22 protein-coding genes and 5 tRNA genes are annotated in these 24,830 nt (G+C 33.6%); 4 read left to right on the forward strand and 23 right to left on the reverse strand.

Annotated features, from left to right (window positions below; genetic code table 11):
* Positions 1–130 precede the first annotated feature (130 nt).
* On the forward strand, positions 131–607 hold the full coding sequence (locus tag CIGNP109_RS05880) for a cysteine permease (protein WP_086228557.1): 477 nt from the start codon (positions 131–133) through the stop codon (positions 605–607).
* A gap of 84 nt (positions 608–691) precedes the next feature.
* Here CIGNP109_RS05880 and CIGNP109_RS08650 read toward each other — a convergent pair whose 3' ends face one another.
* The 20 genes from CIGNP109_RS08650 to tig form a co-directional block, all read right to left on the reverse strand.
* Positions 692–1,267: a hypothetical protein gene (locus tag CIGNP109_RS08650; RefSeq protein ID WP_086228558.1), complete on the reverse strand. Its 576-nt coding sequence runs from the start codon at positions 1,265–1,267 to the stop codon at positions 692–694.
* A complete protein-coding gene (locus tag CIGNP109_RS08655) occupies positions 1,260–1,583 on the reverse strand; it encodes an acyltransferase (RefSeq protein WP_086228559.1) in 324 nt (107 codons plus the stop codon). The genes CIGNP109_RS08650 and CIGNP109_RS08655 overlap by 8 nt, the downstream gene beginning before the upstream one ends.
* A 48-nt stretch (positions 1,584–1,631) precedes the next feature.
* A complete protein-coding gene (locus CIGNP109_RS05895; RefSeq protein ID WP_086225179.1) occupies positions 1,632–2,177 on the reverse strand; it encodes a superoxide dismutase family protein in 546 nt (181 codons plus the stop codon).
* A 170-nt stretch (positions 2,178–2,347) separates the two neighbouring features.
* Entirely contained in the window at positions 2,348–5,371 is a 3,024-nt protein-coding gene (locus CIGNP109_RS05900; protein ID WP_086228560.1) for a type I restriction endonuclease subunit R, read from the reverse strand.
* 214 nt (positions 5,372–5,585) lie between these two features.
* Entirely contained in the window at positions 5,586–6,806 is a 1,221-nt protein-coding gene (locus tag CIGNP109_RS05905) for a restriction endonuclease subunit S (protein WP_086228561.1), read from the reverse strand.
* 3 nt (positions 6,807–6,809) lie between these two features.
* Complete coding sequence (locus CIGNP109_RS05910; RefSeq protein ID WP_086228562.1) at positions 6,810–8,405, reverse strand: type I restriction-modification system subunit M; 1,596 nt, start codon at positions 8,403–8,405, stop codon at positions 6,810–6,812.
* A gap of 394 nt (positions 8,406–8,799) precedes the next feature.
* The gene (locus tag CIGNP109_RS05920) at positions 8,800–9,543 is read right to left on the reverse strand and encodes a carbonic anhydrase (RefSeq protein ID WP_086228564.1); all 744 of its coding nucleotides are present in this window, start codon (positions 9,541–9,543) and stop codon (positions 8,800–8,802) included.
* Positions 9,544–10,059: 516 nt separating this feature from the next.
* Positions 10,060–10,144 (reverse strand) — tRNA-Leu (locus tag CIGNP109_RS05925).
* 38 nt (positions 10,145–10,182) lie between these two features.
* Positions 10,183–10,259 (reverse strand) — tRNA-Arg (locus CIGNP109_RS05930).
* Between the two features lie 30 nt (positions 10,260–10,289).
* Positions 10,290–10,366 (reverse strand) — tRNA-Arg (locus CIGNP109_RS05935).
* Positions 10,367–10,382: 16 nt separating this feature from the next.
* Positions 10,383–10,459 (reverse strand) — tRNA-His (locus CIGNP109_RS05940).
* Between the two features lie 4 nt (positions 10,460–10,463).
* A tRNA-Pro gene (locus CIGNP109_RS05945) sits at positions 10,464–10,541 on the reverse strand.
* A 113-nt stretch (positions 10,542–10,654) separates the two neighbouring features.
* Positions 10,655–11,374, reverse strand: a complete 720-nt coding sequence (locus CIGNP109_RS05950; protein WP_086228565.1) for a TerC family protein — start codon at positions 11,372–11,374, stop codon at positions 10,655–10,657.
* Complete coding sequence (gene purN / locus CIGNP109_RS05955) at positions 11,367–11,951, reverse strand: phosphoribosylglycinamide formyltransferase (protein ID WP_086228566.1); 585 nt, start codon at positions 11,949–11,951, stop codon at positions 11,367–11,369. The genes CIGNP109_RS05950 and purN overlap by 8 nt, the downstream gene beginning before the upstream one ends.
* Complete coding sequence (locus CIGNP109_RS05960; RefSeq protein WP_086228567.1) at positions 11,942–13,354, reverse strand: NAD(P)H-hydrate dehydratase; 1,413 nt, start codon at positions 13,352–13,354, stop codon at positions 11,942–11,944. Before CIGNP109_RS05960 ends, purN begins: the two co-directional genes overlap by 10 nt.
* Positions 13,351–14,865: a YifB family Mg chelatase-like AAA ATPase gene (locus CIGNP109_RS05965; protein ID WP_086228568.1), complete on the reverse strand. Its 1,515-nt coding sequence runs from the start codon at positions 14,863–14,865 to the stop codon at positions 13,351–13,353. The genes CIGNP109_RS05960 and CIGNP109_RS05965 overlap by 4 nt, the downstream gene beginning before the upstream one ends.
* Entirely contained in the window at positions 14,862–15,380 is a 519-nt protein-coding gene (def, locus tag CIGNP109_RS05970) for a peptide deformylase (RefSeq protein ID WP_086228569.1), read from the reverse strand. The genes CIGNP109_RS05965 and def overlap by 4 nt, the downstream gene beginning before the upstream one ends.
* Before the next feature lies 1 nt (position 15,381).
* Complete coding sequence (locus CIGNP109_RS05975) at positions 15,382–16,428, reverse strand: GGDEF domain-containing protein (protein ID WP_086225189.1); 1,047 nt, start codon at positions 16,426–16,428, stop codon at positions 15,382–15,384.
* 16 nt (positions 16,429–16,444) lie between these two features.
* Positions 16,445–17,029, reverse strand: a complete 585-nt coding sequence (gene clpP, locus CIGNP109_RS05980) for an ATP-dependent Clp endopeptidase proteolytic subunit ClpP (protein ID WP_180380025.1) — start codon at positions 17,027–17,029, stop codon at positions 16,445–16,447.
* Positions 17,026–18,324, reverse strand: coding sequence for a trigger factor (gene tig / locus CIGNP109_RS05985; RefSeq protein WP_086228571.1), 1,299 nt, complete (start codon positions 18,322–18,324; stop codon positions 17,026–17,028). The genes clpP and tig overlap by 4 nt, the downstream gene beginning before the upstream one ends.
* A 131-nt stretch (positions 18,325–18,455) precedes the next feature.
* Here tig and folE point away from each other — a divergent pair, with 131 nt between their 5' ends.
* Both folE and fliI read left to right on the forward strand, forming a co-directional pair.
* Entirely contained in the window at positions 18,456–19,043 is a 588-nt protein-coding gene (gene folE / locus CIGNP109_RS05990; RefSeq protein ID WP_086225192.1) for a GTP cyclohydrolase I FolE, read from the forward strand.
* Positions 19,040–20,350, forward strand: coding sequence for a flagellar protein export ATPase FliI (fliI, locus tag CIGNP109_RS05995; protein ID WP_086228572.1), 1,311 nt, complete (start codon positions 19,040–19,042; stop codon positions 20,348–20,350). Before folE ends, fliI begins: the two co-directional genes overlap by 4 nt.
* 256 nt (positions 20,351–20,606) lie before the next feature.
* Here the strand turns inward: fliI and CIGNP109_RS06000 are convergent, their stop codons facing one another.
* From CIGNP109_RS06000 to leuC, 3 genes are read right to left on the reverse strand one after another with little or no spacing between them, the layout of a single operon-like run.
* A complete protein-coding gene (locus CIGNP109_RS06000; protein WP_086228573.1) occupies positions 20,607–21,671 on the reverse strand; it encodes a phospholipase A in 1,065 nt (354 codons plus the stop codon).
* Positions 21,652–22,191 (reverse strand): molybdenum cofactor guanylyltransferase, encoded by a 540-nt coding sequence (locus tag CIGNP109_RS06005; protein WP_086228574.1) that lies wholly within the window; start codon positions 22,189–22,191, stop codon positions 21,652–21,654. The genes CIGNP109_RS06000 and CIGNP109_RS06005 overlap by 20 nt, the downstream gene beginning before the upstream one ends.
* On the reverse strand, positions 22,191–23,456 hold the full coding sequence (gene leuC / locus CIGNP109_RS06010) for a 3-isopropylmalate dehydratase large subunit (RefSeq protein WP_086225196.1): 1,266 nt from the start codon (positions 23,454–23,456) through the stop codon (positions 22,191–22,193). Before leuC ends, CIGNP109_RS06005 begins: the two co-directional genes overlap by 1 nt.
* 62 nt (positions 23,457–23,518) lie before the next feature.
* Here leuC and CIGNP109_RS06015 point away from each other — a divergent pair, with 62 nt between their 5' ends.
* Positions 23,519–24,829, forward strand: a complete 1,311-nt coding sequence (locus CIGNP109_RS06015) for an NFACT RNA binding domain-containing protein (protein WP_086228666.1) — start codon at positions 23,519–23,521, stop codon at positions 24,827–24,829.
* The last annotated feature ends 1 nt before the right edge of the window (position 24,830 follow it).

Here is a 24,830-nt window from a genome sequence, read left to right on the forward strand (position 1 = left end):
TCGTGAGCTGGAATTATATAAGAGATATGCTTAAAATAAGATTAAATATTAGGGAAAATTCTAAAAAATTTAAAAAAATTTGCAAATTTGGTTAAAAATTTAGTAAAATTAATAAAATTTTGGAGAAAATATGATTAAATTTACATTGCCATCAAATAGTTTTTTAGATAATTATGTATTAAATTGCGAATTTGCAAACGCATGTAAACTTTCAAATGGTGCGTATAAATTCTGGAAAGGTATTGTTGCAGCAAGTTATCAAGACTCTAGAACGCTCTTTTTGCACAAAAAATCGATCCCGCATAAATATCAATATGCAATAAATTATTGCTCTAATTTAGATGGGTTTGTGTTAGCAAGCGCATTTTGCTCATTTACAGGTATATCTAACTCGCATTTAGTAGCTTCTAATAACTCAGCTCTTCATAGTATGCTCGAAATCAAAATGGTTGATAAATTTAAATTCGTTAATCTAAAAAAACTCTATGATGATCTTGATCTTCCATATTCAGCCCATATTTATATCGAAAAATGTAAATATTTTTCACCTACACCATTTGAAAAGAGAATTAAAATCACTGAGACTCTTTGCTTGGGATACTATTAGTACTTACTATAATCATATAGTAAAATTTTGTCTCTTGAATTTAATAAATTTACATTATATTTTAAGAGCAATATAAACTATTTTCTAAATTTGCCCTCTATTTCTATACTCCTTTTTAATCCTCATAACTTCAAATATAAATTTAACATATCCGCCTTTATACCAATTTTTATTGGCTTTTATTAAAGCAGCTCCTAACTTATAGCTTAAATGGTTTTTCGTGTTTAGGGCTTCTTGGTATTTATTTTCTAAAATAGATATATTTGTATTTTGTTTATCAAATTTATCTTGCATATTTATGAGTTCTTGCTCTTTTTGTGCTAGTTGTTCTTTTAATACTTTTATCTCTAGTTCTTGTGGGGTTGGTTGTGGTGTAGTTTCATCTATCTCTTCAAATTTTAAAGATTTAAATTTATTTTCATATTTAGGTAAAGGGATATCATAAGGCATATCTTTAAAATATGCAAAGCGATTTTTATTTTTATTACAGTATATTGCATTATATACAAATTCTAATTTTTCTTGTGCTGTATTTAGGGAGTCTAGTTTTTCTTCAATTGCTTTAGGAGATAGGAATTCATTTTGATTGTAGGTGTATTTGAAATCATTGTTTGGAATATAGTTATATTTATTTGTTTCTTCTAAATCCCAATTATGCACACTCTCCTCTCCAAGAGATATTTTCTTTTACCTGTTTAATTGGATTGCCAGCATTAATAGTATTAGAATAACAAAGTTTTGTAACTACACTTTTTGTGCCAATAATGCTTCCAGAAGTAACGAATGATTTTATGAGAAATGCTACTTCTTGTCCAACCCATACATGATCTCCTATATAAATGCTTTGAGTAGGATTGATACGTTTATTGGTAATATTGTCGTATATTAAATGTGGATCCGCATTTCTAAACCAAATCGTATGCGAGAAAAGACATTGATCTCCTATTATAATGTTTTTTCTTTCAGATAGCAGCAAAGATCTTTGTCCACGTAGAGTTTTAAGCCCTAAAAAGGGCCTAAAGGCTTATTTAATAACGCCACACGCCATTCTAGCGCCGCCGCCGCCAAGTGCTTTTGGATGGTCGCTGTGATTGTCACCACCGATATGAACCATCAAAGAGTGGCCTTTTAACTCGCTTAAATCTTTGATTTTAGGAGATAAAACAGGATTTGTCGCTGTGCCATCAGCTGCTACATATAGCGCTGGTAGGTCGCCTTTGTGGCCTTTGTCATCCCAAGGTAAAGAGTGATTACCGCTATTTGTTGGATCCCAGTGGCCACCGGCTTTCATACCTAAGCCTTTATCTGTTGCGCCGCAATCAGGATTTGCATGGACATGAAATCCGTGTAAGCCTGGCTCTAAGCCTTTAAGATCAGGGAAAAACGCCACGCCGTAGTTGGTTTTAACCGCTATTACGCTACCTACTGGAGTGTTTTTGTCTTGTCCTAGTAAATCAACTTTGATCTCAATGTGATCTACACTTTTAGGATCGAAAATCGTCATATTAGCCGCTAATAAACTAGAGCTAGCAAGCATCAAAGCAGATGCTACAAAACCAAATTTTTTCATAATTTTCCTTTAAAATTGAAGTATAATTCATTATAACCAAAAATTATTAATAAATTAAGATTTTTAATACAAAATCCAAATTTCACTTAGCAAACAAACAAACCACGCCAAAAAGTATAAATTTTTAACGATTTTTCGCATTTAGTCTAATATCTCTTTAAAAGCCACCTTTATACACCCAATCCAAAATATTTATCAAAGAATTTCAATAATTTTTCGATTATTGCTTGTTTTCTTTCATTTCTATTGCCGCCGTTAAATCTCCCCATAGGTGGTAGTATTTTTTCTATATCTGTTCCTATTGTTTTGACCTGACCATCTCTAAAAGAGCTATCTATAAACTTTCTCGTCTCGCTCTCTTTTAAATTTTCATCTTTTATTAAATTTTTTAGATCACTCTCCTTTTGTTCTTTGACAAATTTCGCCCAATCTGTCATTACATCTGTATCGGCGTTAATTTTATTGATAAATCCATCTATTAGATCTTTTTTGGATCTTAGTGACATGCTTGCTCTAATTGCTTTATCGATTGAGCTTCGTATCTCTTGGTCTTTGCAATTTGATTTATGGTATTTTGTAACTAGCATCAAAATATAATCTATATTTACCTCTAATTGCCTTACAAGCTCCATCTCAAATACCAAATCATCTTTTATACTTTCGCTATCTTCTGATTTTGATTTAAACTCCTCATTGAGATCTTCATATTTGCCAAGGTAATTTTGAAAATCCCCTTCGCTTAGTATCTCCATACCTTTGAATTTGTCAAATGATGATAGGATATTTCTTAGTCTTAGAATGCTACCAAAGGAGATTATAAAATCCCTTTTGGCTGATTCTCCTATGATTTGCTCTTCTGGTGGATACTTTTGGATGAGCTGGGATATTTTTTCTTCGTAGCCCATAATATGCTTTTTGTCATCATTATATCCATAATAGTAATCTTCAAAAGATCTTAGCAGCACTATCCCGCTCGCATTTTTATCGCCAAATAGGGCTATAGCGTCATTTGTCTCTTGCTGTAAATCTCTAAAACATACGATATTTCCATAGGATTTTACAGAATTTAATATCCGATTTGTTCTTGAAAATGCTTGTATCAATCCATGTTGTTTTAGGTTTTTATCCACCCATAATGTATTTAGCGTAGTAGCGTCAAATCCTGTCAAAAACATATTAACAACGATCAATAAATCAACTTCTCTTTTCTTGACCTTATCGGATAGATCCTTATAATAGTCTTGAAATCCATTGCCTTCAGATGAGAAATTTGTTTTAAATTTTTTATTGTATTCACTTATAGCAAAATCCAAAAACTCTCTTGAGCTTTTATCTAATAGCTCCGTCTCAAATCCCTCATCATCTATTATCCCATCGGCTCTGTCTTCTTCATTGGCTGAAAAAGAGAATATCGTAGCGATGGTTAAATCTTTTTGCTTTTCTTCTAATTGCTTTTTAAATTCCAAATAATATTTTTTAGCCATCTCAATCGAAGCGACCGCAAACATCGAGTTAAATCCACTCATTCTTTGACCTTTTAAATCATAATATGAGCTTCTTTTTGTCTTTTGGTCAAAATGCTCGATTATGTATTCAACTATTTTTTTGACCCTCTTGTCATCTGCCAATGCTCCTGCCTCATCGATCCTTGCGACTTCTTTATCTTTTATTTCATCTTTTTTCTTAATCGTATTTACATAATCAATTCTAAATGGCAAGACATTCCCATCATTGATAGCATCAACAATGGTATAAGTATGTAGCTTATCCCCAAAGGCTTGCTCAGTGGTACAAAAATTAGGATTTGATTTATTAGTAGCATTTTTAGCAAAAATTGGCGTCCCCGTAAATCCAAATAGATGATAATTCTTAAAGCTCTTAGCTATCGATATATGCATACCACCAAACTGCGATCTATGGCACTCATCAAATATCAAAACCAAATGCTTTTGAAATGCCGGATGCTTGGGGTTTCTTTTTACAAATTCGCTTAACTTTTGGATAGTTGTAACTATGATTTTAGCGTTATCATCTTCAATCTGTTTTTGTAGTATTTTGGTATTTCTATTACCATTTGCCGCACCCTTTTCAAACCTATCATACTCTCGCATCGTCTGATAATCCAAATCTTTTCTATCAACGACAAATAGCACCTTATCTATATAGTCTAATTTACTTGCGAGTTGAGCGGTCTTAAATGATGTTAAAGTCTTGCCAGAGCCTGTGGTATGCCATATGTAGCCACCAGCTTCTATCGTTCCCATTTTTTTATAATTTGTGCTTATTTGAATTTTATTTAGTATCCTTTCAGTGGCGGCTATTTGATATGGGCGCATCACCAGTAATAACTCTTCAGCCGTAAATACGCAATATTTGGTTAATATATTTAGTATTGTATGCTTTGAAAAAAATGTCTTAGTAAAATCCACTAAATCGGGTATCACTTTATTACTCGCATCAGCCCAGTATGAAGTAAATTCAAAGCTATTGCTTGTTTTCTTGCTTCTATTTTGTGTTTGGGTTTTTTCTTTTATATGGCTCTCTCTTGTGGTGTTAGAATAGTATTTTGTATTTGTGCCATTTGAGATTACAAATATTTGTATATACTCATATAGCCCACTACCAGCCCAGAAGCTATCTCTTTGATATCTATTGATTTGATTAAATGCTTCTTTTAGGGCTACTCCTCGTCTTTTTAACTCTATATGAATCAAAGGCAATCCATTGACCAAAATCGAAACATCATAGCGATTTTCATAGTTTCCGCCCTTTTCTACATATTGGTTAATAACTTGTAATATATTATTATGGATATTTTTCTTATCAATTAGATAGATATTTCTACTCGTTCCATCATCTTTTTTTAATACTTGGATATGATCTTCTTGGATTTTTTTGGTTTTTTGGACTATTCCATCATTGTTATTAGCGATACTATTTTTATAAAATCTATCCCATTCATTATCACTAAATTTATAATCATTCAATATCTCTAATTGAGCTCTAAGGTTACTAATAAGCCCCTTTGAATCATTGATTTTTAGATATTCATAGCCTTGTTCACTAAGCATTTTTATAAATTCATTTTCTAAGGCTGCTTCGCTTTGATAACTATCAGATTTTTTCTTTAATGGTTCATATTCAGCCACCACAGTAGCATTTGTCATTTCCATCACTATATTATATTTATTCATATTATTTTCCTATTTTTAATTTTATATCACAAATTTTTTGATTTTTTCGTGATATAAATTTTCGGTTGTTCGGAAAAACCGAACAACTAAATTTTCTTTAAGTTCGCCATCATAAAATATTAATTTCATTGCTTTGAACATTTCTATTGCTTTCTTTTTGAACTATCAAGATTTCCTTGATAGTTGAACTTCCTAAAATCATCTTTTTTATCTTTCATTCATTATCTTTTAATTCCTTAAAAGTTAGTAATTTATCTCTATAAAATTCATATTGCTTTTTTCTTGCTTCTATTTCAGCTGGAAGACCATTTGATATATCATTAGATATTTTATATAGTTTTTCCAATATATTAATTATTCTTTTTTGTTCTTCTATGTTTGGTAAAAATATTTCTAAATTATAAAACTTTTTATGCGGCAAATCTGGAACAGTTCCTCCTGAAGCAGAAGAAAGCATTTTGTTATACATTGTTTTACTATTTAAAACAAAGTATAAATATCTTTTTAATACTTTTTCATTTGGCTCAACCTTAAAGAAATTATTGTGAAAACAACCTTCAACACCTGTTATTATTTTACCCGTACTTCCTGTTCTAGTTACCAAAATATCTTCCTTATTACATATAACATTTCGTTGTGGATTTTCTATATAATAATTTTCATCTCCACCTTTTAAAAACTGAACAGTTATATAAAAATATCTATTTTGTCCTGGTTCCTTTTTTCTTTGATTTATAGGAATTTGCAAACCTTGATTTACAACGCACAAATCTCCTAATTTTACTTTTTCATATTCATTATTAAATAATAATTTCTCAGCATAATACTCATATTGCTTTTGCCTAGCTGAAAGCTCTGCTGAAAGCTCTGCTGAAAGCAATGTGAAATTATCCAATATACGGACAATTTCACATTGCACTTCCAACGGAGGCACAGCAACCTTTATTTTCATAAATGTATCAACTGAAATATAAAATCTAGTTACGCCTCTAACAGCTTTAAATACATCTTTTCTAAATTGATTAGTATGCATATAATAATTTATATAACTTGTATTTATAGTTGTCTTATATTCATCTTTTAATCTTATTCCAAAAAGATGGTCATCCATAAAAACATTTTCAATAATATCCTTTTCAATAACTGACGATAACGCACATTCATCTGGAGTTTCAGAAGCACTTGTAAGTAATATATCTCCCTTTGCTAATTTATTCTGTTCTAATTTTTTTACTGTTGCATTTTCTAATCTGCTTACATCTATTTTTAAATTTTTATAAGCATTCATATAGTCAATAAATTTACAATTTCCTATTTCTTTCCATTTATTGCTTACGCCTGTCATGCCAGAAAATTGTTTAAATAATGTCTCTAAAGAAATAAATTCCACCCCATTTGGGCATAATTTGTTGATTAATTCTTCTAATTTACTCATAGATTACGCCTCGATTTCTAAAATGATTTTATCTATTTCACTGCGAAGCTCGTTTTCTCTAGCTACTATTTGGGCTATTTCATTATTTAGCTTTACTATATCTATTTTTTCTCTTGTGTCTTCTTGTTCTACATAGGTTGATACTGATAGATTGTAGTTATTCTGGGCTATCTCTTTGTTTGGGATTAATTTGGCAATGTGGTTAATATCCTTTCTATCTTTAAATATTTTAACTATATTATCTATATTTTTATCGGTTAATCTATTGTTATTAGTTACTTTGACGCACTCTTTAGAAGCGTTTATAAAGAGTGTGCTATTATCTTTTTTGCCCTTTTTTAATACCATTATACAAGTTGCTATACTTGTCCCAAAAAATAGATTATCAGGTAGTTGGATAATCGAGTCAATAAAATTATTATCGATTAAATATCTTCTAATCTTTTGTTCTGCTCCGCCTCGATATAATATCCCAGGAAAGCATACTATAGAAGCTGTGCCATTAGGTGCTAGCCAAGATAATGAGTGCATTATAAAGGCAAAATCCGCTTTTGACTTGGGTGCTAAAACTCCAGCCGGAGAGTAGCGCTCATCATTTATCAAAATGGCATTATCATCTCCAGCCCATTTGATAGAGTATGGTGGATTAGATACTATCACCTCAAATGGCTCATCATCCCAGTGTTTAGGCATGGTCAAAGTATCTTCGCAAGCTATGTTAAATTTATCATAACCAATATCGTGTAAAAACATATTAATCCTACAAAGGTTATAGGTAGTTAAATTTATCTCTTGACCATAAAAGCCGTTTCTTACATTATCTTTGCCTAAAATTTTCGCAGATTTCAAAAGCAATGACCCACTTCCACAAGCTGGGTCATAAACCTTATTAACCTCTGTTTTATCTAAAATAGCGAGTTTTGTAAGTAGTTCGCTAACCTCTTGTGGTGTGTAGAACTCTCCACCTGATTTACCAGCATTTGAAGCATACATAGACATTAAAAACTCATAAGCATCCCCAAATGCGTCTATATCATTATCCTTATAATCTAGATTTATCCCAGCTATTCCATCTAATATTTTTAGAAGTTTTTCATTTCTTTTAGCAACTGTGGCGCCTAGCTTATTGCTATTGACATCTATATCATCAAATAACCCAGAAAAGTCATCTTCACTCTGCGTGCCTTTGGCGGAGTTTTCGATATTGTTAAATATCATTTCTAAATATTCATTTAAATTATCTTTTATATTTTTCGTTTTGCCCTCGCTATCTGTGAATGTAGCGCTATCGCTTTTAGCTGATTTAATCACATTACAAAACAACTCTGAAGGACGAATGAAAAATCCCTTTTCTGTAACAAGATTATCCCTATCCCGCTCGGCCTTGCTATCTTCGAAATTCGCATAATCAAAAGTAGCTTCGCCTGCTTCTCTCTCCCCTTCATTTATATAATTTGCTATATTTTCTGATATATATCTATAAAACATAATACCTAGCACATACTGCTTAAAATCCCATCCATCTACTGAACCTCTCAAATCATCAGCGATGGACCATATCGCTTTATGTAATTCTTCTCTTTGGTGGTTGCTTGCCATTTTGATTGCCTTTTAAATTTGATTTTTGATAGCGTTTTTGGCTTGTATTATATATTTTCATTAGTTAAATTACAATATTTTAATCTAATTTTGTGCGAATAGATAGGAAATTTGGCTTTTTGTGGGGTTAAATTTGGCTTTTTGTGTAGCGTTTTTAGGGTTGGGTGGCGAATTTTTGTGGTGTTTTTGTTGTTGGGTGGTGGAATTGGCTCTTTGTGGGTGGCATTTTTGAATACTACGGCGGAATTTGGCAGCTGAATTTGGCAGCGGAATTTGGCAATGGTAAAAAAAAGAAGCCGATGGTGCTAGTGGCTGACGACAATAGGCGGCTACCGCCCGGAATTTAGTGGAATTTGGCTGTTATTGGGCAGTGGCTTAAAGATGGATTATAAATTTATTTAGATATTTCTAGGATTTTTCGGCCATTGGTATCTTGGATTGGGCGGTTGTTTTGGCCTATTATATTGGTAAAAAATTTAATCTGTTCATCTGAAGCAAAGGCGTTGCCATGATTTATTAGCCAAATCACACCCTCAGAGCATGGTGGCGTAGTGAGTGAGCCAACTAGCTCAATATAATTTTGAAGATTTTTGACTAGGTCGCTTAAGGCTAAATTCGCTATTTTTCTACTCTCTCCAACCTTAGTAGGTGCGTCCGCCCAAATCTCTTTAATCACAGGATTTTCGCCACCTTTATCAAACATAATCGCCAATACCAAAAGCTCCCCATCACTAGCCTTATGAACTAAATGAGCCACCATAGGATAGTGCTTTTTATCAAAAGTATATTCTGATGGCGTGTGAAAATGCATCTGTAAAAGCTCGAATTTTTTGTTTTGAAATGTTAGGGTGCTGCCTGGATTGAAACTCACTTGTAAAGTGTGTCCGTTGTTGATAAGCTCTTTTGGGCTATTTTTATAATCAAATATAGGCTTTTGTAGCGTGGATTTCGTAGTTTGAGCTATATCAATTGGTGATTGATTTTTGCCATATTTACAGGTGCGAAATTCATCCGCCAAATCTCCCCAATGCTCTGGCGATCCATCACCACTATAACCCCAATGTGGCGTATCATGATGAGTATTAGAACCACTCACACCAATTAAAAAACCAAAAAGCAAAATAGCTAAAAATCTCATAATTTCTCCTTAGAGTGAATTTAAAATAATTTAATTCATATAATTTAATTATATAATTAAAGTTATTTTATAATAAAAATTAGTTATTATACTCGCCTTAAACATAAATTTTTCTTAATATTTATATTTTTATGCGTAGCGAATTTCATTAATTTAAATTTGATATTTGATTTAGCTTAATCTAGTATAAATTTGCTATTTTGCCTATTTTTACTTCATCGCCATTGAACGCTATTAAAGAGATTTTGGACTAAATTTAAAATGATTTTTGGAGGTAATTTAGAAATTTGAAAATTTATATCTAGATATTGACTTTTTGGCCTTGTGGTCGTAGCTTGATGGCTTTTGGCTGATTATAGCATTGTATAACTTTTCATTTTAGAATTTTGTATTTTCTTTTGGGTATATTTTTGAGTGAAAAAAATATCAAAATAAAAGCTTAATTTATTTTGTAATGTGATTTCAAGGCTTTTTCGTGATTTATGTAAGTTTAAGAAAAGTGATAAAAAGTAGTAATGGTGCGGACGAGAGGACTTGAACCTCCACACCGTAAGGCACCAGATCCTAAGTCTGGCGTGTCTGCCAATTTCACCACGTCCGCAACAATAATAAGGTTTGTCAAGCAAAAACTTAACAAGGTGGTACGCCCAAGAGGATTCGAACCTCTGGCCTACGGCTTAGAAGGCCGTTGCTCTATCCAGCTGAGCTATGAGCGCATATGAAAACTCAGCTCTTATATTTGAAAGTGGTGCGCCAGGTAGGACTCGAACCCACAACCTACAGATCCGAAGTCTGTCGCTCTATCCAATTGAGCTACAAGCGCAGTCTCCTCATATAAATGGGGTGAGTGATGGGAATCGAACCCACGACCCTCAGGACCACAATCTGATGCTCTAACCGACTGAGCTACACTCACCACATGGTCGGGGTGAAAGGATTCGAACCTTCGGCCCCTTGGTCCCAAACCAAGTGCGCTAACCAGACTGCGCTACACCCCGAAGTATAGTCTCGCTATTTCAAATAAAGAGCTGAAATTATATACAAAAAAAAATCATTTGTCAATTAAATTTAGCTTAAATTTGAAAAATTATTCCAAATTTAAGCAGTATTATTAATTTTCTCTCTTTTTTCTTGAATAAAGATTTATCATCTCTACTACCAAAGAGAATGCCATAGCAAAATATATATAACCTTTTGGTATATGAAACTCCAACCCTTCGCCCACTAGCGCCACGCCTATTAAAATCAAAAACGCAAGAGCTAAAACTTTAATAGTCGGATTGGACTCCACAAATCTACTAATAGCACCACTAGCAAGCAACATCACACCAACTGCTAATATAACGGCTAATATCATAATCTCTATATGATCGGCCATACCTACGGCCGTAATCACGCTATCAAGCGAAAAGACAATATCAAGTACAGCAATTTGAATAATAATCATCATAAAGCCAGCTCCAGCCTTGCTAGCCATACTTTGTTCTTCATTTTCACCTACAGCATGAGAATGAAGTTCTAACGTAGATTTAGCAATTAAAAACAACCCACCAGCAATCAATACGATATCACGCCCTGAAATTTCTTGCCCTATCATGCTAAATAGCGGCGTAGTAAGCTTCATAATCCAAAATAGGCTAAGTAATAATAATATTCTAGTCATCATCGCAAGCCCAAGACCAACTACCCTGGCACGATCTCTTTGTTCATTTGGCAATTTGCCACATAAAATTGCTATAAATATGATATTATCAATACCCAAAACTATCTCAAGTGCAGTTAGCGTCATTAAGCTAATCCACGCCTCGGGCATATAGATCCACTCAAGCATTTTTATCCTTTGTTAGAATTTTTATAATTGTTTTTGGTAGTAGTTTATGCTCAATTTTATGAATTTTTTCCTCCCACTCTTGTAGGGTTTTATCTTTACGAGCGAAGCTCTTTTGTGCTATTATCTCTCCAGCATCTAGCTCAGAACTTACCCAATGTACGCTTACTCCACCTATTTGCATATCGCTATGATAACTATCTGTTATAGCATGCGCTCCTTTAAATAGTGGCAATATGCTTGGATGTAAATTAATAGCCTTGATATTATCAGTAAATATAGGCGTAAGAATTCTCATAAATCCAGCTAAAATAGTCAAATCAATACTATATTTATTAATCTCATCAACTACTGCTTTATCAAACTCCTCTCTACTGGCATAATCTTTATGATTAATAACCACAGTATCAAGACCAAATTTTTTCGCACGCTCAATCCCTTTAGCATCAGGATTATTGCAAATTAGTAAAGCAACATTAATCTTAATGCCTTTAAAAATCTTACCATGAACTTTTTCTAATATGGCTTGCAAATTCGAGCCACTCCCACTGAATAAAACCGCAATATTTTTTACAACCATTTTAATCCTTCTATAATATCATTTGGGGTAAAGCTATAGCTATTACCCTTATAAATTTGAGCTGATTTTTGATGAGCTAGGACGCCATTTATAGCCGAATTTAATGGGCTAAATCCACCTGCTAAATAGGCTAAAATTATTCCGGCCAATGCATCGCCACTACCGCCAACTGCTAACTTTGCATTGCCCTGTGGCGCTATATAGAGCACACCATTTTGAGCAATTATTGGATTTGCCCCTTTTAATATAAGTGTAGCAAGAAATTTAGAGCTAAATTTGCGAGCTAGCTCAAAACGGTTATTTTGGATCTGCTCTACATCAAATTCGCCTATTTCACAAATCTTAAGCAATGAGCTAAACTCCTTTGGGTGCGGAGTTAAAATAGCTTTATTACTTCTAGCAAATTCACAAATCCAAGGCTTATAAAATGCATCCGCATCCACTACACACGGCTTTTTGAGTAAATTCATAAAATCAAACTCAACTTCACCAAGCCCCATTCCAAAAGCCACAGCATCTGCACCATCAAAACTGCTTTTAAGCATAATCTGTGGATCTAAATTTAAACTACTAAGCCCTTGAATACTTTTAGTCAAATTTACTATACTTACTCTACCAGCCCCCATTCTAAGTGCCGAATTTGCCGCAATCTGCGCTGCTCCGCTCATCTGTCCACAAGCAATAAATGCATGACCAAAGTCGCCTTTATTTACATTTTCTATATCTCTACTAGGCAAAATTAAATCATCTAAAAGTACTAAAAAATCGCTATCATCAAAACTAAATTTGCTCTCATTTAAACCTAAATTTGCCTGCACGATCTGCCCTACTAAATCTTTAGCAGCATCTGCATATAACCCAAGCTTTAACACCCCCATACAAACGGTAAAATCTGCCCTAAACGCTCCATTTATTGCTACGGCTCCATTTTCACTTATTCCGCTTGGTATATCTACAGCAATTTTAAGAGCGCTACAGCTATTTGCTATTTTTATAATTTTAGCAATTTTTTCACCAATCTCTCCGCAAAACCCACTACCAAAAATCCCATCTATGATACAATCAAACTCACTAAAATTACTTAAACTATCTAAATCTAAAACATTTACACCGACATTTTTAGCGATATTTAGCTGAATTTGAGCATTGCAATTAAGTTCTTTTTGAAGTAAAATCAATCCGCATTCATATTCGCCACTAAGCATTCTAAGTGTGGCAATTGCATCGCTTGCGTTATTTCCTTTACCACAAAGCGCTAAGATTTTAGTACCAATTTTCAACTCTTTACGAACCAAATCTGCTACCGCACGAGCAGCATTTTCTTGCAAAACTAACTCGCTAAATCCTAGTACATCAACAGCATTTTTATCAAATTTAGCCGTATTAGTATAAAGTCTTTTCATCTCTTCATCCTATAGCTTAAACTCTCGATTATATCTGCTTTTGAGATAGATTTAGCATCACGCAAATCAGCAATCGTACGAGCTACTTTTAGTATTTTATTTATTCCACGCTGACTTAGATGATAGTTTGTAATTGCTTTACTTAAAATCTCTGTTGCTGCATTCTCAAGAGTACAAAACTTAGCAATATCAAAGTCGCATAATTTGCCATTTAGCTCACTTTGACCACGCTTAATCTGATTTTTAAAAGCATTTAAAACCATTGCGCTCATCTGTTTTGAGCTATAACTTGGCACATCTCCATCATTAATCTCGCCCATAGCACAATATATATCAATACGGTCTAATATAGGGCCAGATATAACATTTTTATACTTTGCAATCTCTTTATCGCTACAAGTGCAGACATTATTTTTACTAAATGCATTTCCACACGGACAAGGATTCATCGCTGCAACAAATAGAAATTTCGTATCATAGCTAACCTTTGAATTTACTCTAGAAATGTTAATTTTATAATCTTCTAATGGCTCTCTAAGGCTTTCTAAAATCTGCTTACCAAAATAAGGAAATTCATCAAAAAAGAGTACGCCACCATTGGCTAATGCGACTTCGCCAATCTTTGCTGCACTACTTCCGCCTCCAAAAATTGAGCTTCTTGTGCTTGTGTGATGTGGACTCCTAAAGGCTCTAATGGCGCTAAAATCACTACTATTTGAATTTAATGACTCATAAGCACTTGCTAGTAAAATCTCTTCTAGGCTTTGTGGCGGCATAATATATGGTAGTCGTTTTGCACTCATACTCTTTCCACATCCTGGACTTCCCTCAAATAAAATATTATGCATTCCAGCTGCTGCAATTATGCTAGCACGCTTAGCACGCTCTTGCCCTTTGATATCGATAAAATCGAGCTTAAAATGTAAATTTGGAACGAATTTACGACCTGCAATTTCGATGACATTATCAAAAATTGGATGAGTTGCATCGACTTTGCAACTAATTTTAAATTCATCATTTAAGAAAAAATCCCTTGCTTGTGCTAAATTCTCCACAGCATAAACTTCAAAATTTGGTATCATTGCAGCTCTAAGCGCAATATCCTTTGGAAGTAATATTTTAGCACTTTTGACATGCGTACTAAGAAAAAGCAAAACTGAAAAAAGCTCAGCTGAACTACGCAGTCTACCATCAAGACCTAACTCACCAAATACAAAATAATCACTATCGAAACGCTCTTTTTGCAGCAATACCAAAAGTGCAATAGCCAAATCAAAATGCGAGCCGTCTTTTTTAACATCACTTGGACTAAGATTTATGATAATTTTCATCGCTGGAAGAGTAAAATCATGCAAAGCTGCAAGAGCTGATTTAACACGGGTTACTGACTCTTTGATAGTTACACTAGCAAGTCCAACGATCTCAAATCCAGGCAAAGCTCTAAGCAAAGTAGATTCTATATCAATTATATGTAGCTTTGAGTTCAAACAGGCGCATTTTAAGGCTTTCATAATGGTTTTTGTTTTGACTTTTTCTTATACTCTTTATCAAATTTTTTACGCCTATTAAAGCCAATTCGCTCTATAAATAGATGTCCATCTAAGTGATCATTTTCATGCTGCAAGGCAACAGCTAGTAAACCATCTGCCTCGAGTGTGTGACTAGCTCCAAATCTATCTTGATACTCTAGTGTTACATTTGCAGCTCTTTTTACATCTTCGTAGTATCCAGGCACGCTCAGACAGCCTTCTTGATAGAGTTGTTCCCCATCTTTTTTTATAAATTTAGGATTAATGATTTCGAGCAAATCACCTTTGTCTTGAATTTCATTCTCATTTACTAGATTGATAATTAAGGCACGAATTGGTCTACCTACTTGAATAGCAGCTAAACCAATTCCGCCTTTAAAAATCATCGTATCATACATATTATCTAAAAACTCGCCTAGTTCAGTGTCAAATTTATCCACCTCTACGCTACGCTCAAAAAGCCTCTTATCAGGATATTCTAAAATTTCTAAAACCATATTAGCTCTCTACAGTCTCAAATAACTTTAACCCTTTGCCGCTACGAGGCAATGCATCTAAAAGTGCTGATAGAATCTCCTCTATACTACTCTCAGGATCAATCGAACCAACAGATAGCTCCATATCCATATCTAGTTCATCTTCGCCCATAAAAAATGTAGTTTGATAAAGCAGCTCTGCAATCCTTTGGGCTGCCTTTTTGGCACTTTCAAGATCTGTGTGCTTCATCACCATCGCAAAACAACCATCACCATAGTGAGCCACAATATCGCTTCGGCGTGATGTTTTAAGTAGAATTTTGGCAATATTTCGTAAAATTCCGTTTTTGTCTTTTAGGCTTGGGATTTTGTTTAAAACACTATCTTTAACATGAATTAGCATAATGCTTACATTATATTTATAGCGTTTAACATCATTAAACTCATCGTATAAAACTTTTAGTAAATATTTTTTATTATAAACTTCAAATTTGGAGTCATAAATAGAGTTATCTTCAACATTTTTAAATATTTTATCAACCTCTTCATAGCTAGTTTTAATAGCTCCGATGTGGCGCTCCATTAAAATATTTAGCTTACTCAACTCCTCACCAAAAGCCTTGATATTGCCTTGAATTTCAAGCGGATTAGCACTAGCGCTCATCTCATTTAGGCGCTTTTTAGCTATGCCTTTCATAATGCCTAAATTCTTATAAATAAGCGATATAATCTGCATCATAGAACGAATCTGGGCAAAGCCAGTTTTAATATCTTTTTCTATTAAGGCTTGACGGTCAAGCTTGTCTTCTTTGCTAAAATCTAGTAGCTCTAAGACCTTTTTTTGAAAATTTGCAGGCTTACTTTCTAAAAGTTTTCTAAAATATATATCAAAATTTTCAGGTGTTGGCTGGATATTCTCAGCTAGCAACTGCTTTAAAACCGCAGAAGAGAATTTATTTAAATCAACATTCTCATCATCGCTACCCATAGCAGTTGGGCGAATTCCAGTTCTAACTACAGCCGGTCTAGGAGCTGGCCTTGCTTTTTTATCTTCATCTAATTTAACCATCTCAACACCTTAAAATTTATTTAAAACTCTTTGTCAAAATCGTATCAACAATACCATACTCCACAGCTTCTTGGGCACTCATAAAGTAATCCCTGTCTGTATCTTTTACAACTTTTGCTAGTTTTTGGCCTGTATTTTTAGCTAAAATACTATTTAAATTCTCTTTGATTCTTAGAATTTCTTTAGTTCTAATCTCTAAATCAGTAGCCTGACCTTGCGCTCCGCCTAGAGGCTGATGAATCATAACCCTAGCATTTGGCAAAATATATCTCTTGCCTTTTGCCCCACTACTTAGCAAAAATGAGCCCATACTAGCAGCTTGACCGATACAGATGGTACAGACATCAGGCTTGATATAATTCATCGTATCATAGATGCTCATACCGCTAGTTACTATACCGCCTGGGCTATTTATGTATAGATAGATATCTTTATCTGGATCTTGTGCTTCTAAAAATAGTAGCTGAGCTACAATTGCACTAGCCATACGATCTTCTATCTCATCAGTGAGCATTACTATACGGTCTTTAAGTAAGCGAGAGTAGATATCATAGCTTCTCTCTCCCTTGCCATCATTTTCAATTACATAAGGTATCATTATTTGCTCTCATCTTTTTTGCCAAATAGATCTGTAAATAATTTTTCCTCTACCAATGCCATCTTAATTGCTGGAATCATACCTTGTTTTTTGTAGTTTTCTAGATGCTCTTTTGGATCTACTCCATATCTATAAGCCTCAAAATAGATTGTTTGTAAAATTTCATTATCGGCTACAGCAATATTGCGAACTTTAGCTAGCTCATCAATAATAAATGTAAGTTTAACACTTTTTAGCGCATCATCTTTATATTTTGCTCTTTGTTCTTCTAATGCTTTTGGGTCTTCTTGGAATTTTTTGCGTTCTTCATCGCTAAAACTCATCCAGTTATTTCTAAACTGCATATCAATCTCTTGTTCTACTATGTTATTTGGTAGATCAAAGCTAAATTTTTCTACAGCAGATTGGGCAAATTTAGGTTTTAGCTCCTCAGCAACTAATTTAGCCATTTTTTCAGCTTTGATTTGACTGCTAATACGCTCTTCTAGTATCTCTTTAGTTGGATTTTCTTCATTTGGAAGAACTTTTTTTAGAGTCTCAGCATCTAATTGGCCAATTTTTTTACCTTGGATTTCATGTAGTTTTACCTTAAATACTGCGGCTTTGCCTGCTAAATGTGCTGCGCCATACTCAGCTGGGAATGTTACATTTATATCTTTTTCTTCACCAACTTTTAATCCAACCATTCCATCTTCAAATCCTGGAATAAACTGACCGCTACCAATCTCAAGCACATATCCCTCAGCCTTGCCGCCATCAAATGCAACGCCATCTACAAAGCCTTCAAAATCAAATTTAGCAAAGTCGCCTTTTTCTAAACTATCTTTTTCTACTTTTTCAAGTGGAGCCATCATATTTAAAAATTCATTGATTTTAGCGTCTATCTCACTTTTTTCTGCTTTTGGCTCATCAAAGCTTGGGATAAGTGCTTCATATCCTGATACATCTACAGTTGGACGGAATGAAATTTCAACTTCAATATCTATATTACCATCTTTTTCATCAAATTTAAGAACTCTTGGTTCAGAAATTATATCTGAGTTTGATCTCTCTACTGATTTTACAGATTCGCTTATAAATTCTCTATAAAGTTCGCCACGAGCATCATTTTCTAAGTCTTTACCATATCTTTTGATAACTTCAGCTACTGGCACTTTACCAGGGCGAAATCCATCAATTTTTACATTTTTAGCTGCTTTTTGTGCTAATTTTTCTACTTTTTGTTTTATCTCATCTGCTGTTAGAGTTGTTGTCGCAGTAACATTTACTGAATTTGTAAGTTTAGCATTAACTTCCATTATTTTCCTTTTGACAAAAATTTGGCGCATAATATAGCAAAATTTTGCTTTATTTAAGTATAAATTGCTAAATTTATTTGCTCTCAAGTCAAATTATTGTAAAATTATGCAAAATTTTTTTAAGGTGAATTATGTTTGATAAAAACAGAATGACTGAATTTCAAGACTGCGTAAAAAAGATGCTTGAAATCATGGGTGAAGACCCAAATAGAGATGGATTACTAAACACTCCAAAAAGAGTCGCAAAAGCCTATGAATTCATAACTCAAGGCTATAGTCAAAGCCCTTTAGATATCCTAGGCGATGCGATGTTTGAAAGTAGCAATAATGAGATGGTTTTAATCAAAGATATTGAGTTTTATAGTATTTGTGAGCATCATCTTTTGCCTATAATCGGTAGAGCACATGTAGCCTACATTCCAGATGGAAAGGTCGTAGGGCTAAGTAAAATCCCAAGAATGGTAAATATATACGCTAGAAGATTACAAATTCAAGAACAGATGACTGAACAAATAGCACAGGCCTTGCAAGAAGCGATTAATCCAAAAGGTGTTGGAGTTGTACTAGAGGCTAGACATATGTGTATGGAGATGCGAGGCGTTGAAAAAATCAATTCAGTCACTACAACTTCGGCACTTCGTGGTTCATTTATAAAAAATCCAGAGACTCGCAAAGAGTTCTTTGATCTAATAAATTCACCAAAATCGGTTAAATTTTGAGCCTAAACAATATCAAAAATCGCCTCGCTAAAAAAGTAAATCTCTCTAGTGTCTTTGGCATAATAACTCGCATTAATGCCAATAATATCGAGATATCTGGTCTGCGTCCAAGCATTGGCGATATAGTAAAAATAACTAGTATCGACAGCGATAAAACTGAACTAGGAATGGTAACAGAACTCCATCAAAATGGTGCTTGCGTTAGCCCATTTGGCTTTGTTGAAGGATTTAAGGTTGGCGATAGAGTCTATGCAAGCGATCAAGGGATGAGCATTCCAGTAGGAGAGGCTTTACTAGGGCGTGTAGTTGATCCATTTATGAATCCAAAAGACGATAAAGGACCAATTAACTGTATGGAACTAATCTCTATAATGCGTCCGCCAATCCCAGCTATGAAACGTGGGTTAATCGATGAATGTTTTAGTGTTGGTGTTAAGAGCATTGATGGATTGCTAACTTGTGGAAAGGGTCAAAAACTTGGAATATTTGCTGGTTCAGGAGTTGGGAAATCCACTCTAATGGGAATGATAGTAAAAAATACTACAGCTCCAATCAAAGTCATTGCGCTCATTGGTGAGCGTGGGCGTGAGGTGCCTGAATTTATCCAAAAAAATCTAGGCGGAGACCTGACCAACACAGTAATAGTAGTAGCCACTAGCGATGATAGTTCACTAATGCGAAAATATGGCGCATTTTGCGCAATGAGTGTTGCAGAGTATTTTAAAGATAGAGGGCAAGATGTGCTATTTATGATGGATAGCGTAACACGCTTTGCTATGGCCCAGCGTGAAATCGGCCTAGCTTTAGGCGAGCCACCAACATCTAAAGGATATCCACCAAGCGCTCTTACGCTCCTTCCGCAGCTAATGGAGAGAGCTGGTAAAGAAGATGGTAAAGGTTCAATTACAGCATTTTTTACAGTTTTAGTCGAGGGTGATGATATGAGCGATCCAATAGCCGATCAAAGCCGTTCTATACTAGATGGTCACATCGTACTAAGTAGAGAGCTAACAGACTTTGGGATATATCCTCCAATTAATATTTTAAACTCAGCTAGCCGTGTTATGAACGACGTAATTACTAAAGAGCATAGACAAAATGCGAGTAAATTTAAACGACTCTTTTCGATGTTAAAAGAAAATGAGGTATTAATCCGAATTGGCGCCTATCAAAAAGGTGTAGATAACGAGTTAGATTATGCTATAAGCAAAAAAGCTGCTATGGAGGATTTTATGAAACAAAATCCCGATGAGAATGTCCAATTTACTCAAACTATACAAACACTTGCTAAAATCGCAGGAGTGTAAGAGCTTGATTTTGTTTGAATTATAAATTTAGCAAGTTAATATCTATTTAAGTAACATTCCCAACCGCTAAAGTAGTTGGGAATGTTATTAATTTAATGCCATCTATCTTTTATAGATATTAATGAAGACTTCAATCTCTTTTTTTATCGCTCTTTATATTGTGCTTTTTTATTTTTAGTTATTTTTCTTGCAAAGATAATTTACGACTAACTATTAATTTAATTTTAAACCATTTTAATATATTGCAAATCAAAACTTATCTAAACGCAATACCAATTCCAATGCGATTTTGATACTTATTATAATACACCAACTCATATCCATAACCGCTAAATCCGCTTAAATAAATATAAAATCCATCCCCAATATAATGCAGATATCGTAACTCAAATGAGCTTTTATTTTCCTTATCAAAGCGTAGATTATTACTAAAAATACTTTGGATAAATGAGCCGCTAGGCAGCTTATAATATGCAGTTAAATCAATAATTCCATTGTATTTAACAATAGCTGGATTGTCATCTTCATTATCAGGTAGCCTAAGCCAAAGCCGTGGAGTTAAACTTAACTTGCCAAAATCCAACTCAAACGAGCTATAGATACGATTCCACGAGCGAGATTCTAGCTCACTTTTGCCATTTGAATCATGTAAAAATCCAAGGCGAATATGATTAAAATTATAAAAATCAACTGGTATTTGAGTATAAATTTCTGGTTGATAATTATTTTCATAAAATGGCGAAGAATCAGCATAAATATCCCACCATGAAAGCTGAGTGTAAGCAAAATAGTAATCCTCATTAAGTCCGATTATATCACTAGCTATGAGTTTTTTAAGACTGATAGAAAACTCACTGGTAATATCTTTATGAGTGCCTTTGTAGCTTGAATATGAAATAGGTAAAAAGTAGTTATTTTGGTATGCCGTAATTCCCCAAAATAGTTCATTTTCTTGTGAATTTTGATTATTTTTATTGATTTTAGATTTTGAATTTGATTGCTTATTAGTTTGAGGGGGTAAATTTATCTTAGGGCTTAAAATTAGCTCAGATTTTAAACTCTGCTCTAAATTAGATACTGATTGTAAAGATAAATCACTAGATTTTTTAAGCGACTTTTGAGCTGAGAGTTTATAATATTTTAAAGCCTGTTTAAAATTGCTAGATTGTTCAAATTCTACTGCTTTTTGATAAAGCTCTATAGCGCTAAAATTAGCTACTAACTCATCACTACACTCATCAATTTCGCCTCTAAATTCATCAGCAAAACCGCTAATAAATCCGCCATAAAATAAAAAAATGCTAAATATTAGCTTCTTCATAATCGGTTTTAGTGTTTATATTAAAAAACTGCTTCAGATTCCCAAATTTAATACTCTCGCACTCGCAAATTTTTGCTAAATTTGCTAGGCGTAAATCGCCATTTTTTATCATTTGTCTTGCTAACTTAGCCACACTTGGAGAGTAAAATCCACATAGATAATGCATAAACTCATCATCGCTTGCTATGGCTATTTGAGACTTTTGTTTTGATAGTTCTTTAATAGTATCAATCTCAACAAATGGAGTATCTGCTGCTATTATAAAGACTGGATCATTATAATATTTATCTAAATTTGCAATGACATAAATTGGAGCAAATTCGCTAAATTCATCTATTAAAAGTGGTAATTTTGGATTAAATTTTTCCTGTTTGCTTGCAACCTTTACATTATCAAAATGCTTACTTAAACGCTCAAATAAAAAATGCGTGATACTAGGCGCCCCGCAAAACTCTAGCAAAGTCTTATCAGTACCCATTCTAGAGCTTTTGCCGCCAGCTAGTATCAACGCATTTTGCATTAGATATCTCTTGGATCTACGATTTTACCAGCAATTGCACTTGCTGCTGCGACAGCTGAATTTGCTAGATAAACTTCACTTGTACGATCGCCCATTCTGCCTACAAAGTTACGGTTTGTTGTGCTGATACATCTCTCCCCAGCGCCTAAAATTCCCATATATCCACCAAGACACGCACCACAAGTTGGATTGCTTACTACTGCACCAGCTTCTACAAAGATATCCATTAAGCCCTCTTTTTGTGCTTGTAAGGCTATTTTTTGAGTAGCTGGAGTGATGATAAGTCTTGTATGTTTAGCTACTCTTTTGCCTTTTAAAATTTGAGCTGCTATTCTTAAATCGCTTAATCTACCATTGGTACAACTTCCAATAAATGCTTGATCAATCTTAATATCATCTTTTACAGCTTGACTTACGCTTTTACCATTGCTTGGAAGATATGGATATGCAATTACTGGTTCAAGTTTGCTAACATCGATTGTGATTATTTGGTCATAGTTTGCACCTTCATCGCTATAATGAAGTTTTGGCTCGCTTCTTAAATTTACTTTGCTCAAAAATTCTTTTGTGATATCGTCAACTGCGATTATGCCGCTTTTACCGCCTGCTTCAATAGCCATATTGCAAAGGCTAAATCTACTATCCATATCTAGATACGCCATAGCGTCACCAGTAAATTCAAGCGCCTTATAAAGCGCACCATCAACGCCAATCATTCTAATAACTTCTAAGATTAGATCTTTACCATAGATGTGATCGCCTGGTTTGCCTACAAACTCAACTTTTATCGTTGGTGGCACTTTAAACCAGTTTTTACCTGTTATCATTGCATATGCTAAATCAGTACTTCCCATACCAGTACTAAATGCACCAATAGCACCATGCGTACAGGTATGAGAGTCAGCTCCAATGATAACATCACCTGGAACTACTAGACCTTTTTCAGGCATTAGCGCATGCTCAATACCCATATCTTTTTCATCAAAGAAATTTGGTAAATCATGCTCATAAGCAAAATCTCTGCTTATTTTAGCTTGATTGGCACTCATTATATCTTTTGCTGGGATATAGTGATCCATCACAATAGCAAAACCATTTGGATTGGCTAGTTTTTTAGCTCCACTTTCTTTAAAAGCTTTGATAGAAATTGGTGTAGTAATATCATTTCCAATTACCATATCAATGTTGCTCTCTACGATTTGACCAGCACTTACTTTTTTGCCTACATGCTCGCTAAAAATTTTCTCAGTTATTGTCTGCTTCATACACTTCCTTTTTTAACCAAATTTGGGCTACATTGTAGCAAATTTTTGGTATAATCGTGCTTATGAAATACAAAATTTTAACCCAAATCTCAGAATTTTTGTCTAAATTTCGTAAAATTTCATCTATCAAAAGAATTGGTGATTTGATGATTGCTATTAGATTTGATGGTGATTATGAGCTGATATTTGATCTAAATAAAACATCTTCAGCTATATATAAAAGCGATCAAATTCAAATTAAAGAGTATAAGGCTCCATTTGATATTTTGCTTAAAAAGCGTCTAAACTCGGCTAAAATTTTAAGTATAAAAACTTTACCTAATAATAGAATTTTAGCTATTAAAGCATCTTTTTTAGGTTCATATAAAGAGCTTGTTAGTACGCTATATTTGGAGTTTACTGGGCGATTTACTAATGCGATTATCTGCGATGAAAATGGAGTAATCTTAGAGGCTTTACATCATTTTGATAATTCTACAAGAAGTATAAAAGTTGGTAAGGTTTTAACCTTGCTTGAAGAGATAGAGATAAAAGAAAAACCAAGCCAAATTATAGAGAATTTTGATGAGTATTTTCAAGATGAATTTGCCAAAATTTCTTTAAAAAATTTAGAACAAATCAAAGCAAACAAGATAGCAAATATCAATAAAAAAATTGAGATTTTAAACTCAAATTTAAATACACTCCAAACAAGCTATGAGCTTAATAATAGAGCAAATGAGCTAAACCAAAAAGCAAATTTAATAATTGCAAATTTGCATAATTTAAATGATTATGATAGAGATTTAAAGCTTATGGATTATAGTGGCAATATTATTCAAATTACTATTGATTCTTCGCCAAAAATTGCAGCAAATGAGATGTTTAAATCTAGTAAAAAATTAAGACAAAAAGCACAAAATATAGAGATTCAAAAAGAAAATTTGCTAACAAAATTAGAATTTCTAAACTCTCTTAAAAATGCTATAAACACAAGCTGTGATGCAAATGAAATTGAGATTTTATCTCCTAAAAAGCAAGGACAAAAAAGCGAAGCTAAATTTAACGATTTGGTAGAGAATTTCTATATCAATGGATATAAAATAAGCCTTGGTAAAAGTCAAAAAGGAAATGAGTTTTTGCTAAAAAATGCCAAAAAAGATGATTTTTGGTTTCATTTAAAAGATAGGGCTAGCGCACATGTTATTGTTAAATCTAATAAGCTAAATTTAAACGAGGAAATTACGCTATTTGCGGCCAAGCTTTGTGTTCAATTTAGCACTAAATCTAGCGGTAGCTATGAGGTTGATTATACTAAAAGACAAAATGTAAAAATCCAAAATGGTGCCTTTGTAAATTATGTAAATTATAAAACTATAGTTATTAAAATTTAAA

This window comes from Campylobacter sp. P0109 (genome assembly GCF_002138755.1).
Classification (GTDB): Bacteria; Campylobacterota; Campylobacteria; order Campylobacterales; family Campylobacteraceae; genus Campylobacter; species Campylobacter devanensis.